Consider the following 15,120-nt stretch of genomic DNA (forward strand, 5'->3'; position numbering starts at 1 on the left):
TTTTCGAAGCCCGCGAGACGCCGTTCGTTCAGCGGGACTGACGGGTGAGCTACCCCTACTTGGTGCGTGCTAGCGTGAGTGAAGACGAGATGGTCGCCGAAACCCCGCGGGAGAGCCGACACGACGAGATCGAGGCGATACTGGAGTCGAAGGCGAGCGGCGTGAAACCGGTACGAGACGAGGTGGACAAGTACACGGTCGTCGGGCCAGCCCGGCGAGATACCTTCGCGAACTGGGTGACGCCAATCGAGGAGCACTTCGTCTGCCACCGGAACGATATTCCGGACGGCGACGCCGACGCGTGGACCGTCTCGCTCACCGGGCAGGTCGAAGCGGAGCTCTCGGTGAGCGAAATCGCGGACGGATACCCCACCGTTGCCGTCGCCCACACCATGGAGTGTGCGGGAAACGGCCGCGGGCAACACGACCCCGAAACGGGAAGCGTCCAGTGGGGGTTCGAGGCCGTTGCTACCGCGATCTGGACCGGCGCGCCGCTCGAGTCGATCCTCCGCGACCACGGCGTGGCGGCCGCCGAGGGGACGTGGCTGACCGCGGTCGGCGGGGACCCCGCAGACGGCGACGACGTCTTCGCGCGGTCGATCCCGCTCGAGAAAGCGATCGACGACTGCATCCTCGCCTTCGAGATGAACGGCGAGGCGCTCCCGCGGGAGCACGGCTATCCGGTGCGGCTGATCGTTCCCGGCTGGTACGGCGTCAACAACGTCAAGTGGGTCGAGGAGCTCCGAGTCACGAACTCGATGGTGGGCCAGGGCTCGCTCGACCGGCCCGGCGAACACGCCTACTGGCAGCAGGAGGCGTACCGGATCCACCCGCGAAACGCTCCCCCCGAGGCGAACGAGACGATCGAGACGGTCGATACGTGGGAGCAACTCGAGGGCGCGGTCGATCACCCCTACACGTTCGACGCGAACGCGATGTCGGTGATCGGGACGCCGGACGGGGAGTCGCCCGTGACGCCGAAAGCGGACGGAACGGTCGAAATTCGGGGCGTCGCCTGGGCGGGTGACGACGCGGTAGCGCGCGTAGAGATCTCGACCGACGGCGGCGCAACGTGGGACGACGCGGAGCTGTTCGGCCCCGACTACGCCGGCGCGTGGCGGCTGTTCCGGTACGACTGGAACGCGGAGGCCGGCCGCCACTCGCTGGTATCACGGGCGACCGACGAACTCGAGCGACGACAGCCGGCGACCATCTCCGCGCCAGACGCGTGGCGCGACGCCCTCGAGAACGACGAGTTCCCCTGGAACGAGGGCGGATACGCCGCGAACGCCTACGAACCGAACGGCGTAACGGTCGAGGTCCGTCCCGCGGATGGCTCGACGAAAAACGAGTGAGGCGAACGAGACGAACCGCGGCTCGACGACCGCTACCCGCCGCTGACCGGCGGAAACAGCGCCAGCTCGTCGCCCTCCTTGAGTTCCGTCTCGAGGCCCTCCTCCTCGACTAAGACGTTCGTTCCGTTTCGAAGCACGTTGATCTGTGAGCGCAGGTCGCCGTCGTCCAGGACGCGCTCCTCGAGCTCTGATCGGTCCGCGACGAGTTGCTCGAGGGCGTCTCCGACGGTATCACCGGCCGACGCGTCGACGGTGACGTGTTTGTCGCCTGCGCGCTCCGCGAGGTCGGCAAAGAGCTTCCACTCCGTAGGCATACGTGGCGATATCGGTGCCGACGGCAAGTAGCTACCGCTCCCGTGTGCGGTTCGCCGGCGACGCCGACTCCGCTGCCGGTGGCTCTCCCGCGGCTGCAGCCGACTCCGTATTCGATTCGCGCGTCTGTGCGATCTCGGACACCCGCCGGAGCGCCTCCGGACGGCCGAGCACGTACGCCGTATCGCCGGCCTCGAGTTGGGTCTCCGCGTCGGGCAACGCGAGGTGGTCGGCGGCGTCGGCCGGCGACTCGCCGCGCTCGACGGCGACGACGAGCACCGGGAGCGAGCCGACGGTCGCCCCCGCGAGCCCGTCGCCGGCTGCGACGGGAAGCGTCGTCACCGTTTCATCAGCCGCCCGCAGGAGGGAGACGAGGTCGCGCTCCGCGCCCGGGCTCCGGGGCAGGGTCACGAGTCGGTAGGCGGCGTCGGACTCGAGTGACTCCGCGTCGTCGGCGTCGACGGCGACGGTCGCGACGTCGTCGGCCACGCCGCGGAGTTCGCCGCCGGTCACCCGTCGCAGCGAGTCGCCCTCGCGCCGCCAGATGCGAACCGCGTCGCCCGGACTGGCGTCGGGTGCGGGGTCGCCCCGGATCGCGACGGCGACGCTGCCCGGCGCGAGCGTCGGCCCGATTCCGGCCGGCCGGCTGCCGAGGCCGAGGTGGGAAATCGTGCCGTCGTCGGCGAACTCGACATCGACGTGGCCGATGCCGTGGTCGCGCTCGAGGCGATCGATCAGCCGCTCGCGGAGCCGATCGGTGGTGAGCCGCCGCGGGAAGAGGAACGTCTGACCCGCGAGTTCCGCCTTCGTGGTGGGATCGACGGGATCGTAGCCGTCGACGTCGGCGATGGTCTCGGGGAGCTCGACGGTGACGACGCGGCCCGCCGAGCGGACGAGTTGGCCGACCTCCGTCATCGTTCGGGGAGCCGTCGCGGCGAACACGTCCCGCGCGAGGTAGTCGCCCGCTCGGCGGCCGCCGTCGGCGGCGATCGCACTCGCGGTGAAGGCGGCGACGGTGTAGACGGCCGTCGCGGGCTCGAGAAGTCCCGTATCACCGATGATCGCGTCCTGGAGGGCGGACTGCGTGTTCAGCCAGATCGCGACCATCGTGACGCCGAGCAAGATCGCGATGCCCTCGGGAATCTCGTCCGCGCTGTACCAGCGAAAGACGAACGCCACCGTCGCACCCGTCCCGGCTGCGAGCAGCCCGAAGCCGAGGATGCGAACGACGGCGTCTATCAGCGTCTCCGAGGGGAGCGTCTGGGCGACGACGGGATCGAGGGCGAACGGCGGGACAACGGCGGCGAGGACGAACAACGCGGCCACGGATTCGACGTATGCGGCGCTCATTCCTCGAGCCCCTCCACGAACTCGTCGATCGCCCGCTCGGGGCCCGCGACGAACAGTTCGTCGCCCGCCTCGAGTCGCCGTTCGATACCGGGACCGAACACCCAGCCGTGGCGGCGACCGCTCGTCTCGCTCCCGTGGCGGCGAATCGCGAGGATCGTCACGGTTCCCGAGGAGACGGCGTCGGCGGTCGAATCGCCGGCTCCCGCCGGCCCGACGGTGACGCGCCGGATCGCGTACCCGGCCCGCCTGACCAGAGCGAACGCCTCGAACTCGCGACTGGTGCCGCGCGAGCGGACCCGGATCCGCGGCCGATCGGTCTCGAGCAGTGCTTTGGCGTCTCGGCGGGCGACGGAGACAGTGACGCGGCCGACGCCGCCGGCGCTCGCGGTCGTCGGTTTCGGCTCCGAATCCAGCGCCGGTGCGTCCTCGCCGCCGTCGGTGACCGCCGTTCCGGACGGTTCGTCCCCAGACTCGTCGGTCACGCTCTCGGCGCGTTCCGCGTCGATTTCGGTTCGCGCACTCAGGACCGTCCCGGAAATCGTTCGCTCGCCGGCGCTGACGGTTACCTCGTCCCCCCGGGCCAGCCCCGTCGGGACCAGCGTCGCGAGCGAGACGGCGCGCTGGCCGTCCGGGACCCGCCGCGAGAGCCCGCCCGACGGCGGCGCCGCGACGATCGTCGCGCGGGCCTGTTCGTCGATCGAAACGTCGACGTCGGCCAGATCGTGATCCGTCCGCAGGCGTTCCTCGAGGCGGATCTCGAGCTCCGAGAGCGGGATGTCGGCGGGGAGCTTCCACGAGCCGTTCTTCAGCGTTCCGCGGAGATCCGGCGAAAGCGGGGGGTAGCCCTGCATGTCCCGAATTTCGCCCGCCGGACGGACCGTGACCTGCCCCATCGTGCCGACGAGTTCGACGACGTCGGCCGAGAGCGTTCGCTGGCGAAGCGAGGTAAAGGAGAGTCGACGCGGGAGTTCGGAACCGAGTTTGTCGCCCTGACTGTGCGCGTAGAGCGCGAGCATGAGGACGACGAGCACCGCGACCAGCAGCCGCGGCGACTGCGCGATGTCTGGTTCGACGAGACCCAACAGCCCGCCCTGCACGCTGGCGATCGAGAGCGCGAGGACGACGACACCGAACCCCGGCAGCGTCACGCCCGTAAAGTAGCGGACGAGAAATCCGAGCGAGCCGGCGACGAAGGCGGGAACGATTCCTGTCAGGAGACCGAGATAGAGCCCGAGCAGGACTTCGACTGGAAGCGTCATCTTGCAGTAGCGAGGAAACCCCGTCCCTTGGGGCGGGGAGGAATCGCGTTCGTTCGTGTCTCGACTCGGCCTACAACGGCCCTTCGGTGTCCAACGATCTCGCACCTTGGAGCAACATTCCTTTCCAAGTGAGGCCGTGTGCGTCTTTGATTTCGCTCAGGCGGTCGTACTCGTCTTGATCGACTTCGATGTTCAGGTTGGGCATCTATGCACATGATTATCTTTTCATTAGTTTTAACTATTATGCTCTCGTACTTGTAATCGTGATGACCGCCACGAAAACGCTCGAAGCAACGCTTGCTCCGCCCACCACGGGTAAAGAGCAACGTCTCGAGCGAACGGTGGCGACCTACCGACGTGCGCTTTCGGACGCCTTCGAGAGTGGCGCAGACACGCAGACGGCGGTCAACGATGTCGTCACGCCGTACACACTCACGTCCTACGCCAAGGACGCGCTCAAGAACTACGTCCCAAAACTCCGGGATACATATAACGCGTCGGAGTTGGCTGAGGACCACCCGGTTCGGTTCACGAACCGTGGGTTCAGTCTCGACCATTCCGACGAACGTGCGTACGAATTCTGCTGGCGCGTTCCACAGGCCGGGCATGGCAACGCCTTCTGGATTCCGCTTCGGATCAACCCCGAACAAGAATCGCTCTGGTTTGACCTGCTCGACGAGAGTGCGACAGTCGGCGAGTTCCGACTGCAACAGCACCGAACGAATTGGGTGCTGCACGTCACCGTCGAGTACGACGTGGTCGATCCAGAGATTCCGGACGACCCGACTCGAATCGGCTTCGATATCGGCGAGTCCAAGCTGCTGACGGGCTGTGCCTGTCAGAACGATACTCCGACTCAACCGTACATCTACGACGGCGGTCGAGCACGAGCACTCCGTAAGGAGATGTACACGACGTTGAAGCGCCTCCAAGAGCGTGACGCCGCTGAGTGGCGCGCCGATGAACGATTCGACCACTACCAGAACGCCCTGACGGATATCGTCGAGAAGGCGTCTCGAGAAGCCGTCGAGTACGCCGCGTCCTTCGAGGATCCAGTGATCGTACTCGAGGATCTGTCGTACATCCGCGAGAATCTGGATTACGGCAAGTACATGAATCGGCGTTTGCACTCGTGGGCGTTTGCCCGCCTCACTGGTCGCATCGAGGACAAGGCCCTCGAAGCCGGTATCCCGGTCGAGTTCGTGAATCCGCGCTACACATCCCAGACCTGCCACGAGTGCGGTCACATCGGTCGGCGTGGTTCGCAAGCCGAGTTTCGGTGTACGAAATCGGAGTGTTGGGTCACGGAGTACCAAGCAGATATCAACGCGGCCGCGAACATCGCTGGTCGTTTTGATCCGTGGGGAGAGAGCGTTCCTTGGAAACCGGAACGCAATGACTCGCCACGGAACGGGAGCCGTTGTGACACGGCCGCAGGACACCGCACGCCGAGTCGGATATCCCGACAAACGACGCTTGCGGTCTTCGAGTCCTGAAACCTCCCTCGACGCGAGGCTTCCCTTGTAGGAAGCCCCGCCGTTTACGGCGGGTGAGGATGTCACTGGTGGCGACAGGCCCGGGAACAATAAAGGCGTACCGACACCGGGCGTGTGTAGGAGGCAGACCGACGCCGGGAGCGCAGTTTCGCCTCGAGGATCGTCGCAAATTCGGTCTGATCGAACGCCGAGGCCGCGACCGAGAGCGAAGCCGTCAGGCCGAACGAACTTGACGACGGACGCCGAACACCCGTCAAATGAGTCGCGACTCCGATCCGACGCCAGTCGCCATCGCCTGCCAGGGCGGTGGCAGTCACACGGCCTTCACCGCCGGCGTTCTCGACCGCCTGCTGAGCGATCCCGTCCTCGAGCGCGAGATCGATATCGTCGGCTTTAGCGGGACCTCCGGCGGCGCCGTCTGTGCGCTGCTCGCGTGGTACGGCCGTGAACACCCCGATCACGAGCCGGACGAACTGCTCGCCGACTACTGGGCCGATCTGGCGGCCGAGGGGCCGATCGACCGCACGGCCAACAGCGCGATCCGCTGGACCAGCCAACTCGAGCGGATGGGCGTTCCGCTTCCCGACGTCAGCCCGTACCACTCCCCGGCCGCCTACTGGGGCAAACGGGAGTTTCTGGACCTGCTCGAGCGCCACGTCGACTTCGAGGCGATTCCGCAGTTGTTGGACGGGACGGAGCCGGCGCTGTTGATCAGTGCGATCGACGTGCTGACCGGCCAGTTCAAGCTCTTCCGTGAGGACGAGCTCTCGCCCGAGGCAATCTTAGCCTCGGCCGCGATCCCGTACGCGTTCAAAGCCGTCGAAGTCGACGGCAGCTACTACTGGGACGGGCTGTTCTCCAAGAACCCGCCGGTCAAAGACTTCGTGACGAATCGCGAGACCCCGGATCCCGACGAGGTCTGGATCGTCAAGATCAATCCGGAGCGGCGAGACCGCGTGCCGAAATCGTCCGACGGCATCGCCGATCGGCGCAACGAACTTTCCGGGAACAAGTCGCTCAACGCCGAGGTGAGCTTCGTCGAGCACATCAACGACTGGATCGAGGCGGGCTACCTCCCCGAGAAGTTCACCCACACCGAGATCGAACGAATTCGGTTCGGCCGGTCGGATCTCGGCTGGCGGACGAAACTCGAGCGCAGTCCCGAGTTCGTCGAGTCGTTGTACGCCGACGGCGAGGACGCGGCCGAAGCGTTCCTCGAGGCCCGATGAAACCGTCCGAAGACGGAGCCGTTAACTAACGTCGCAGCACACCGGTGGGTATGGCTGAGGTCCGAGCGTGGCAAGATCGGCTTCCCGACAACTGGCGACGGATCCTCTCGACCCGGGCAGCCGTCGCGCTCGCGCTGACCGTCGCGCTGCTCTCGGTTGCGACCGCGATCGTCAACATCGGTACCGACGTCGTCTACGGCCCGCTCGCGCCGTACCTTCCCGACGCCGTCCAGGACGCGGCTGGCTTTACCGGCGCGCTCACGGGCTTTCTGATGGTCGGCAGCGCGCTCGCACTGCGCCGCGGACTCCGCGTCGGCTGGTGGGCGACGTTTCTGCTCCTCCCGCTAACCGCGGCACAGGGGCTCCTCCAGGCGAGTCAGTACTCGCTGCCGCTGATCGTGGTCTCGCTCGTCGCGATGCCGGTGCTCCTCGTCAGTCGAAAACGGTTCAGGAAGCCGCTCGAGCTCGGGACGACCGAGATCGCAGCCGGATCGGCCCTGCTCGGCGTGCAGCTGTACGGAACCATCGGCGGCTACGCCCTTCGAGACCACTTCGAGGGCATCGACAGCATCCTCGACGCCTTCTACTTCACGATAATCACCTCGAGTACGGTCGGCTACGGCGATATCACGCCGGATCCCGACTCGACCGAAGCGATGCTGTTCACGATGTCCGTCCTCGTCCTCGGCGTGGCCAGTTTCGGTATCGCCGTCGGGGCGCTGGTCGGACCGGCGATTCAGGCGCGGATTACGAAAACACTCGGAAAGATGACCGACTCACAGCTCGAACTCCTCGAGGACCACCTTCTCGTCCTCGGCTACGGCGAACTGACGGAACCGATCGTCGACGAACTCGCGGCCAGCGACCGGGAGTTCGTCGTCGTAACGAACAACCGGGACGTGGCGCCCGCGCTCTCCGATCGAGGAATCCCGGTGGTCACCGGCGATCCAAGCGACAAGGGACCGCTCCGACGGGCGAAGATCGAGCGCGCGAGGGCGATTCTGGTCGCGACGAATCACGACGCCGAAGACGCGCTCACGATCCTCACCGCCCACCAACTCGCCCCCGAAACCCGCATCGTCGCCGCCGCAACCGACCGCGAGAACACCGAGAAACTCGAGCGCGCCGGCGCGGACGCGGTGATCAGTCCCTCGGTTTTGGGGGGCCACCTGCTGGTCCGATCGGCGCTCGGCAGCGACGACACCGAACTGATCGATCGGATCATCGGCACCAACGATAGTAACAACTGAAACGGTTTACAGACCGATCGCATAGCTCGCGGGCCACTACGTTCCCCGTTCGCTTTTCCGCGGTTCTCGCTCACTTCGTTCGCTCACGGGTCGCTTGCGCTCCCCGTTCGCTTTTCCGCGGTTCTCGCTCACTTCGTTCGCTCCGAACCGCGCTCCCGTCCTGCGATCGAGTGTGCAGTGACGTTCGGTGGCTACTATCGGTTTCAGAACAGTCTCAGTCGGTGACGGAGCGCTCGATCCTACTCCGGCGCGCCCTCGAGAATATCGACTCCGCTCGAGGCCCCGATCCGTTCGGCGCCGGCCTCGAGCATGGCCATCGCTTCGTCGTAGCTGCCGACGCCGCCGCTGGCCTTGACGGGGCGGTACTCGCTCATGAGTTCGACGTCCGCTATTGTGGCCCCGCCATCCGCAAAGCCAGTAGAGGTCTTGACCATCGACGCGTCGGCCGCGACAGCGGCCTCGCAGGCGCGGTGTTTCTCCTCCTCGGTCAACAGCGCGGTCTCGATGATCACTTTGACGGGAATCGGCACCGCGGCGACGAGTTCGGCCAGTTCGGCCCTGACGGCGTCGTCGTCGCCCGCCTTCAGGCGGCCGACGTTGATCACGACGTCGAGTTCGTCCGCGCCGGCCTTCCAGGCGAGGACGCCCTCCCGCCGTTTCACGTCGTGATCGTTCTGCCCGTGGGGGAAGCCGATCACCGTCGCGAGCGTGACGTCGGGGGCGTAGTCGTCGGCCTCCTCGAGGGCGTACGGCGGAATACAGGCGTTCATGCCGTGTTCTGCCGCCTCGTCGAGGACGGTTCTGACGTCCGCCATCGTCGTCTCCGGGCCGAGGACGGTGTGATCGATCATCGGCGCGAGTTCGCTGTGGTCCATACGGAGGGGCAGTCACCGGATCATCAAAAACCCGCCCGATCACTTTTGACCGCTCGAGTGCAACCGGTTGGCATGGACGACAGTCTGCCTGCCGTCGATCCGGACGTCGCGGCGACCGCCGCCGACATCGCCGAGATGGAGATTCGCGGCGCGGCGACCATCGCCGACGCGGCTGCCGAGGCGCTCGCGAAACAGGCCGAGCGATCCGAGGCCGCGAGCCCGAAGGAGTTTCGCCGCCAGCTTCGCGCCGCCGCGAAGACGCTCTACGAGACCCGACCGACCGCAGTGAGTCTGCCGAACGCGCTCCGGTACGTCCTCCGCGGGATGAGCGGCGAGACCGTCTCGGAGCTGCGGGCGTCGACCATCGCCCGCGCTGAAGAGTTCCAGGTGGATCTGGCCCAGGCCCAGTCGAAACTCGGCGAGATCGGCTCGAACCGGCTGCGCGACGGCGACGTGGTGATGACCCACTGCCACTCGACGGACGCGCTGTCCTGTCTCGAGGCGGCCGTCGAGGACGGCAAGGAGATCGAGGCGATCGTCAAGGAGACCCGCCCCAGAAAACAGGGCCACATCACGGCTCGGCAGTTACGCGAGTTGGGGGTACCGGTGACGCTGGTCGTCGACAACGCGGCCCGTCGGTATCTCGACAGGGCGGATCACGTGCTCGTCGGCGCGGACAGCATCGCCGCCGACGGCAGCGTGATCAACAAGGTCGGCACCAGCGGGCTGGCGGTCAACGCCCGCGAGCGCGGCGTGCCGGTGATGGTCGCCGCCCAGACGATCAAGCTGCATCCGGATACGATGACGGGACACACCGTCGAGATCGAGATGCGCGCGGAACGCGAAGTCGTCTCGGACGAAGAACGGGCAGATATCGCCGGCGAGCAATCCGACGACGGACTCACCGTCGAGAACCCCGCCTTCGACGTCACCCCGCCGCGGTACGTCGACGCGATCGTCACCGAGCGCGGACAGTTCCCGCCGGAGAGCATCGTCATCCTGATGCGAGAGCTGTTCGGCGAGACGACCGGCGAGCCCTGGGCGCCCTGAACGACGGCCGTCGACCGCCGTCAGCGACGAGCGATGACGGACCAGACCGAGACGCGAGTACTGCACCGAAGCTGTCTCGTCCGAGCGAATAATTGACAACCGGAAAGTGTTAGTCGCTGGTGTGTGCCACTACCCATATGGTATTACCCGAGGGGTTCGTGCTCCCGCCGTGGTACCTCCTCGTTCCGATTCTCGTGGTACTGGCAGGGGTCATCGCACTGCTGTGGGCACTCGAGCCACCGGTAACCGATCAGACGGTGCTGGCGTTCGTCCCGTGGATGATGTTCGGCTCGGCCCTGCACGTTCTTCACCGGCTCGAGGCGTATCCGGACCAGTTCGAAACGCTGTTCGCGACGCCAACGGTCTATCTCGTGACGGCGATCATCGCCGGCGGCAGCTGGATCGTCGGGATCTTCCTCTACGCGGGCGGGTTGCAGTCGACGATCGAGCGGTTCGTGGGCGTCGCCGGAACCGCGTTCTTCACCGTCTTCACGATGGTCATCCTCAACATCGGCTGGGAGGAGGGGACGTTCGAACTGTTCTGGCCCGTCATCAGCGTCGTCGTCGCCGGAATCGTCACCGCGGTCGCCTGGATCGCGCTCAGTCTCTGGTTCACCGACGTCGCCGCGACGACGAGTGCCACCGGCGCGCTCGTCGTCTTCGGACACGCCTTAGACGGCGTCTCGACGGCTATCGGCTACGACGTCCTCGGCGCGGCCGAAGACGTCCCGCTCTCGCGGCTGATCCTCGAAGCCGGCGAGTCGCTGCCGACCGCCGAGTACGTCGGCGCGGGCTGGCTGTTCATTCTCGTGAAGGTCGTCCTGGCGCTCGTGATCGTCGGACTGTTCAAAGAGTACGTCGAGGAGCGGCCACAGCAGGCGCGAACGATTCTCGCGCTGGTCGCTGCGGTCGGACTCGGCCCGGGCGTTCACAACGTCCTGCAGTTTATCGTCACCTAGATTTTTTTCGGACGGCCCCGTCTTCTCGCTCGTATCGATGGATCCTCACGTACTCACCGCCGGCCACGTCAACTGGGACGTCACGTTGCGCGTCGATCGACTCCCCGAGGCCGACGGTGAGGCGACGATCCGCTCACAGCGCCAGTCCGGCGGCGGCAGCGCCGCGAACGTCGCCGCCGCGCTCGCCGGGCTCGAGGTCGACACGGGCCTGATCGGGAGCGTCGGCGACGACGACAACGGCCTGCTCGCCAGGCGCGAACTCGAGGACGCGGGCGTCTCCTTGTCGGGACTGCAGGTCGTCGAGGGCGCCGATACGGCCGTCAAGTACCTGCTGGTCGACGATACGGGCGAGGTGTCGATACTCGGCAACGACGGCGTCAACGAGGCCGTTCGACCATCGGATCTCGACGCGTCCCGGATCCGGTCGGTCGACCACGTCCACCTCACGAGCCAGCGACCCGAGACGGCCAACGCCATCGCGACCATCGCCGCCGAAGCCGGCGTCACCGTCAGTTTCGATCCCGGTCGGCGGGTCGGCGACCGCGACTACGGCGAGACGCTCGCGGTCGCCGACGTGCTCTTCGTCACCGACCGCGAGGCGACGGCGCTCGACGGCGACGCCGACTACCGATCGGACGGCCAACTCCTCGCCATCACGTCCGGGGACGACGGCGCGGCGGTTCGGACCCCCGACCGCACGTACACCCACCCCGGGTTCGACGTCGAAGCCACCGACACCGCGGGCGCGGGCGACGCGTTCGCGGCCGGTTTCATCGCGTCGCGACTCGAGGGTGCGGGGTTCGACCGGGCGCTCGAGTACGCGAACGCCTGCGGCGCGCTCACCGCGAGTCGAGACGGGGCCCGAAGCGCGCCGACGGCGGTCGAGGTCGAACGATTTCTCAGTAACCGATCGTGACCGACACACAATTATTGTGGTTCCTTGTAGTCGACACCTTCGCAACCGGTCGATTCTCACCCATCGTCGTCTGACGGTAATTATATAGGCGACGCCGTTGGCCACTCGAGTAGAAAGTCACGGAGACGTGACGGAGAGACATGACGCAACGAAGGATCAGCGAGTCCCACGGATGCGAGTTTAAACGCCGCACCCGGTACGAGCGAGACACGACCGAACCGCCGAGTATCGCAACTGCAACGGCGCTGGCGGAGTTCCACGGTGAGGACGTTGCAGCGAGCAGTACCCGACTGTACGACTACATCGATCCCGACGCGCTCGATGCGCTCTTCGCGGAGACACACAGCGGCACCGCTCGAGCACCGGGTACCGTCGAGTTCACGGTCGAAAACGTGGCCGTGACGGTCGAGTCCGATCGAGTGACGGTGGAGCCGGCGGACTGACTGCTGTCCAACGGCTGGTGGCCAGTAGCCAGCGGGGGCGGGACGGGAGTGGCGCAGGTCGCCGAGACGATGGACGCTCGGGACCCGTCCTCGAACCTTTTTTCTCGCCGCCACGGAAACGGAGGGGTATGGCAACGCAACCGCACCTGCTGGTAGACGACGGCGATCTGACCGATCGAGTTCTCATTCCGGGCGACCCCGGTCGCGTCGACCGCATCGCCGGCCACTGTGACGAGCACGAAACGATCGCCGAAAACCGCGAGTACAAGGTCGTCAACGCGACCTACGAGGGCCAGGAGCTGACGATCTGCTCGACCGGAATCGGCTGTCCCTCCGCGGCCATCGCCGTCGAAGAGCTCGCGAACGTCGGCGTCGAGAACTTCATCCGCGTCGGCACGACCGGCGCGCTCCAGTCGGACATCGAGATCGGCGACATGATCGTCGCGACCGGCGCGGCGAAAAACGAGGGGACCTCGAAGCGCTACGAGGCCGTCGAGTACCCCGCCGTACCGGACTACGACGTGCTCTCGGCGCTCGTCGATTCAGCCGAAGCGAACGACGAGGAGGTCCACGTCGGCCCCATCGCCTCGGACGACGCCTACTACGCGGAATCCGACGAGGCCGTCGAAGATTGGGAGGCCGCCGGACTCCTCTCGGTCGAGATGGAAGCCGCCGCCGTCTTCTCGCTGGCCCGCCGCAAGGGCCTGCGCGCCGGCGCGATCTGCACCGTCGACGGCAACCTCGTCGAGGGCACCCAGAAGGGCACCGACACCGAGGACGACGAACTGCCGGACAAGGCCAAGAACAACGTCGGTCGCGCGATCGATATCGCGCTCGAGGCCACGACCCAACTGTAACGGCCGCTCGTCGCTGCTTCAGCCACTCGATTTTTCGTCGAAGCTCCCGCCCGATAGCGTCCGCTCGACTCCGGACACTCCTCGAAAAACTGGCGTCTCAGTCGTCGGAAAGCTGTGCTGCGAGCGCCGTCGCCCGGTCCGTGAGGTTTTCGGTCGTCGTGGACGCGTTCTGCAACTCGTCGTTGATCGCCGCAAAGAGCCGATCCAGCGCCATCTCCCCGTTCTCTCGCTCCCAGTCGGCCGTCTCGAGCGTCTCGAGTCGACAGGTCGAACAGCGCTCGCCCTCGAGCGTATCGAAACAGCCGTGACAGCGCTCGAGCCCGGCGAGGACCGTTTCGGATCGCGCGACGACGGTTCGAAGCGTCGACTGCAGGTCCGTCGCCGACGTCGAAAACGCCTCGACCGACGACCGGACGTCGGCGTCGAACGCCGCCTCGTCGATCGCTGCGAGCCGCTCGAGCCGTGCGTCGGCGATATCGATCGCGAGCAAGACGTCCTGACGGATCTGACGGTACTTCGCGGCGGTCTCGTCGGCACCGGGCTGTCCGGCATCAGCCCCAGTGCCGGCGTCGGTCTCGTCGTCGCCATCAGCCTCGGCGAGCGTCGTCGGAAGCGAGGTCGCGAGGGACGCAAAGGAGGCGACGTCCGAAATGGCCCCACCCTGCGTGCGGGTCGTCTCGCGGACGTAGTCGAAGAGAGCCTCCCGCGAGGACGGTGGGTCGGGGGCTGTACTCGAGCGGGGAGCCGAGGACGCCAGCGACGCGAAACAGTCGGTACAGACGGTCACGAGCGCGCTCTCGTGGACCGTCCCGTCGAGCGGCGCGGCACCGACGGGGTGTGTTCTGCAGTCCGTCGGATCGGTGGCGTCGCCGACCGCGCCGCAGTGTCGACACGTGTGGTCGTCTCGGTCGAAGACGGCTCGGCGGTCGGCCTGCCAGTCGCGGGAAGTCACGAGCGAGCGAAGACAGCGCGACGACAAAAACGCACCGGCTCCGCGGGTGGACGGGAAGAACGAGCCGTCCAACGGGTGGGATCCGCCCGTCCAACGCCACCTCAACCACTAACCCGCTGGCCGTCGAACGCGACGTATGGCCGATTCGACCGACGACGATGAAGACGAGTTCGACGACGAGTTCGAACTCGAGCGCGCGTACGACCGAGACGAACTCGCCGCGGTCCTCCGAGAGTTCGCGACCGCGCTGGCGGCCGACCAGCCGCTGCAGTTGAGCGACGGCGAGCGAACCGCCACCGTTACGATCCCACAGCGGGTGATCGCGGAGTTCGAGGTCGAGCGCGACGCCGACGCCGAACCACCCGTCGCGGAACTGGAGGTCGAACTCGAGTGGGACGACGCCGACGGCTCGAGCGTTCGACTCGAGGAGCACGACGGCGCGGTCTCAGATAGCGCGGGCGCCGACGCCGGCGAGAGCGACGATGGAGCAAGTGGAGGCGACGATGGAGCGGCCGAAGCTGACGACGAAGCGAACGGAAGCGACGACGAGGCGTCCGAGAGCGGCGACGGATACGTCGAATCCGAGTCGGACGAGGAGACGGTCACGGTACGGGCGGGAGAACGGAGCGGTCGAACCGGGCGATTCGAGATCTACGAGGACCGCGCCGGCGAGTGGCGCTGGCGGTTGGTCCACTGGAACGGGAACATCGTCGCCGACAGCGGCGAGGGGTACACCTCCCGATCGAACGCCAAACGCGCCGCGCGCAGCGTTATGGACACGGCACCTGCTGCGAGTATCGAGGATCTCTCGGACTGA

16 protein-coding genes are annotated in these 15,120 nt (G+C 66.6%); 10 read left to right on the plus strand and 6 right to left on the minus strand.

What is annotated here, in order from left to right; translation table 11 throughout:
- Positions 1-89: 89 nt before the first annotated feature.
- Positions 90-1,355 carry a sulfite oxidase gene (locus BLT08_RS10255; RefSeq protein ID WP_090306157.1) on the plus strand — a complete coding sequence of 422 codons (1,266 nt, stop codon included), beginning with the start codon at positions 90-92 and terminating at the stop codon, positions 1,353-1,355.
- A 32-nt stretch (positions 1,356-1,387) separates the two neighbouring features.
- Here BLT08_RS10255 and BLT08_RS10260 read toward each other — a convergent pair whose 3' ends face one another.
- The 4 genes from BLT08_RS10260 to BLT08_RS23590 form a co-directional block, all read right to left on the minus strand.
- Positions 1,388-1,669, minus strand: a complete 282-nt coding sequence (locus BLT08_RS10260) for a ubiquitin-like small modifier protein 1 (protein ID WP_090305889.1) — start codon at positions 1,667-1,669, stop codon at positions 1,388-1,390.
- A 31-nt stretch (positions 1,670-1,700) separates the two neighbouring features.
- Positions 1,701-3,017, minus strand: coding sequence for a TrkA C-terminal domain-containing protein (locus tag BLT08_RS10265; RefSeq protein WP_090305892.1), 1,317 nt, complete (start codon positions 3,015-3,017; stop codon positions 1,701-1,703).
- On the minus strand, positions 3,014-4,276 hold the full coding sequence (locus BLT08_RS10270) for a DUF8167 domain-containing protein (RefSeq protein WP_090305895.1): 1,263 nt from the start codon (positions 4,274-4,276) through the stop codon (positions 3,014-3,016). The genes BLT08_RS10265 and BLT08_RS10270 overlap by 4 nt, the downstream gene beginning before the upstream one ends.
- Before the next feature lie 70 nt (positions 4,277-4,346).
- A complete protein-coding gene (locus tag BLT08_RS23590; protein ID WP_281245261.1) occupies positions 4,347-4,481 on the minus strand; it encodes a hypothetical protein in 135 nt (44 codons plus the stop codon).
- A gap of 55 nt (positions 4,482-4,536) precedes the next feature.
- Between BLT08_RS23590 and BLT08_RS10275 the strand changes: the two genes are divergently transcribed.
- From BLT08_RS10275 to BLT08_RS10285, 3 genes are all read left to right on the plus strand, one after another.
- Complete coding sequence (locus BLT08_RS10275; RefSeq protein WP_090306160.1) at positions 4,537-5,772, plus strand: RNA-guided endonuclease TnpB family protein; 1,236 nt, start codon at positions 4,537-4,539, stop codon at positions 5,770-5,772.
- 257 nt (positions 5,773-6,029) lie between these two features.
- Entirely contained in the window at positions 6,030-7,001 is a 972-nt protein-coding gene (locus BLT08_RS10280; protein ID WP_090305898.1) for a patatin-like phospholipase family protein, read from the plus strand.
- 50 nt (positions 7,002-7,051) lie between these two features.
- The gene (locus BLT08_RS10285) at positions 7,052-8,251 is read left to right on the plus strand and encodes an NAD-binding protein (protein WP_090305900.1); all 1,200 of its coding nucleotides are present in this window, start codon (positions 7,052-7,054) and stop codon (positions 8,249-8,251) included.
- A gap of 239 nt (positions 8,252-8,490) precedes the next feature.
- Here the strand turns inward: BLT08_RS10285 and deoC are convergent, their stop codons facing one another.
- On the minus strand, positions 8,491-9,126 hold the full coding sequence (deoC, locus tag BLT08_RS10290) for a deoxyribose-phosphate aldolase (protein WP_090305903.1): 636 nt from the start codon (positions 9,124-9,126) through the stop codon (positions 8,491-8,493).
- Positions 9,127-9,198: 72 nt separating this feature from the next.
- On the opposite strand from deoC, the gene BLT08_RS10295 reads away from it, so the two are divergent.
- From BLT08_RS10295 to BLT08_RS10315, 5 genes are all read left to right on the plus strand, one after another.
- Positions 9,199-10,176: a ribose 1,5-bisphosphate isomerase gene (locus BLT08_RS10295; protein ID WP_090305906.1), complete on the plus strand. Its 978-nt coding sequence runs from the start codon at positions 9,199-9,201 to the stop codon at positions 10,174-10,176.
- A 137-nt stretch (positions 10,177-10,313) separates the two neighbouring features.
- Positions 10,314-11,135 (plus strand): DUF63 family protein, encoded by an 822-nt coding sequence (locus tag BLT08_RS10300; RefSeq protein ID WP_090305909.1) that lies wholly within the window; start codon positions 10,314-10,316, stop codon positions 11,133-11,135.
- 37 nt (positions 11,136-11,172) lie between these two features.
- Entirely contained in the window at positions 11,173-12,051 is an 879-nt protein-coding gene (locus BLT08_RS10305; RefSeq protein ID WP_090305911.1) for an ATP-dependent ribose-1-phosphate kinase, read from the plus strand.
- Positions 12,052-12,191: 140 nt separating this feature from the next.
- The gene (locus BLT08_RS10310) at positions 12,192-12,494 is read left to right on the plus strand and encodes a HalOD1 output domain-containing protein (RefSeq protein ID WP_090305914.1); all 303 of its coding nucleotides are present in this window, start codon (positions 12,192-12,194) and stop codon (positions 12,492-12,494) included.
- 128 nt (positions 12,495-12,622) lie between these two features.
- Positions 12,623-13,351 (plus strand): nucleoside phosphorylase, encoded by a 729-nt coding sequence (locus tag BLT08_RS10315; RefSeq protein ID WP_090305917.1) that lies wholly within the window; start codon positions 12,623-12,625, stop codon positions 13,349-13,351.
- A 97-nt stretch (positions 13,352-13,448) separates the two neighbouring features.
- Here the strand turns inward: BLT08_RS10315 and BLT08_RS10320 are convergent, their stop codons facing one another.
- Entirely contained in the window at positions 13,449-14,303 is an 855-nt protein-coding gene (locus BLT08_RS10320; protein WP_090306165.1) for an HNH endonuclease, read from the minus strand.
- A gap of 136 nt (positions 14,304-14,439) precedes the next feature.
- On the opposite strand from BLT08_RS10320, the gene BLT08_RS10325 reads away from it, so the two are divergent.
- Positions 14,440-15,120, plus strand: a complete 681-nt coding sequence (locus BLT08_RS10325; RefSeq protein WP_090305920.1) for an amphi-Trp domain-containing protein — start codon at positions 14,440-14,442, stop codon at positions 15,118-15,120.

Origin of the sequence: Natronorubrum texcoconense (assembly GCF_900100335.1) — an archaeon.
Lineage (GTDB): Archaea > Halobacteriota > Halobacteria > Halobacteriales > Natrialbaceae > Natronorubrum > Natronorubrum texcoconense.

Excerpts from the sequence above, each read along its gene's own strand:
- BLT08_RS10300 (WP_090305909.1), top strand. The coding sequence starts at position 10,314 with ATGGTATTACCCGAGGGGTTCGTGCTCCCGCCGTGGTACCTCCTCGTT.
- BLT08_RS10315 (WP_090305917.1), top strand. The coding sequence starts at position 12,623 with ATGGCAACGCAACCGCACCTGCTGGTAGACGACGGCGATCTGACCGAT.
- deoC (WP_090305903.1), bottom strand. The coding sequence starts at position 9,126 with ATGGACCACAGCGAACTCGCGCCGATGATCGATCACACCGTCCTCGGC.
- BLT08_RS10265 (WP_090305892.1), bottom strand. The coding sequence starts at position 3,017 with ATGAGCGCCGCATACGTCGAATCCGTGGCCGCGTTGTTCGTCCTCGCC.
- BLT08_RS10295 (WP_090305906.1), top strand. The coding sequence starts at position 9,199 with ATGGACGACAGTCTGCCTGCCGTCGATCCGGACGTCGCGGCGACCGCC.
- BLT08_RS10310 (WP_090305914.1), top strand. The coding sequence starts at position 12,192 with ATGACGCAACGAAGGATCAGCGAGTCCCACGGATGCGAGTTTAAACGC.
- BLT08_RS10280 (WP_090305898.1), top strand. The coding sequence starts at position 6,030 with ATGAGTCGCGACTCCGATCCGACGCCAGTCGCCATCGCCTGCCAGGGC.
- BLT08_RS23590 (WP_281245261.1), bottom strand. The coding sequence starts at position 4,481 with ATGCCCAACCTGAACATCGAAGTCGATCAAGACGAGTACGACCGCCTG.
- BLT08_RS10305 (WP_090305911.1), top strand. The coding sequence starts at position 11,173 with ATGGATCCTCACGTACTCACCGCCGGCCACGTCAACTGGGACGTCACG.
- BLT08_RS10270 (WP_090305895.1), bottom strand. The coding sequence starts at position 4,276 with ATGACGCTTCCAGTCGAAGTCCTGCTCGGGCTCTATCTCGGTCTCCTG.
- BLT08_RS10325 (WP_090305920.1), top strand. The coding sequence starts at position 14,440 with ATGGCCGATTCGACCGACGACGATGAAGACGAGTTCGACGACGAGTTC.
- BLT08_RS10260 (WP_090305889.1), bottom strand. The coding sequence starts at position 1,669 with ATGCCTACGGAGTGGAAGCTCTTTGCCGACCTCGCGGAGCGCGCAGGC.
- BLT08_RS10285 (WP_090305900.1), top strand. The coding sequence starts at position 7,052 with ATGGCTGAGGTCCGAGCGTGGCAAGATCGGCTTCCCGACAACTGGCGA.
- BLT08_RS10255 (WP_090306157.1), top strand. The coding sequence starts at position 90 with ATGGTCGCCGAAACCCCGCGGGAGAGCCGACACGACGAGATCGAGGCG.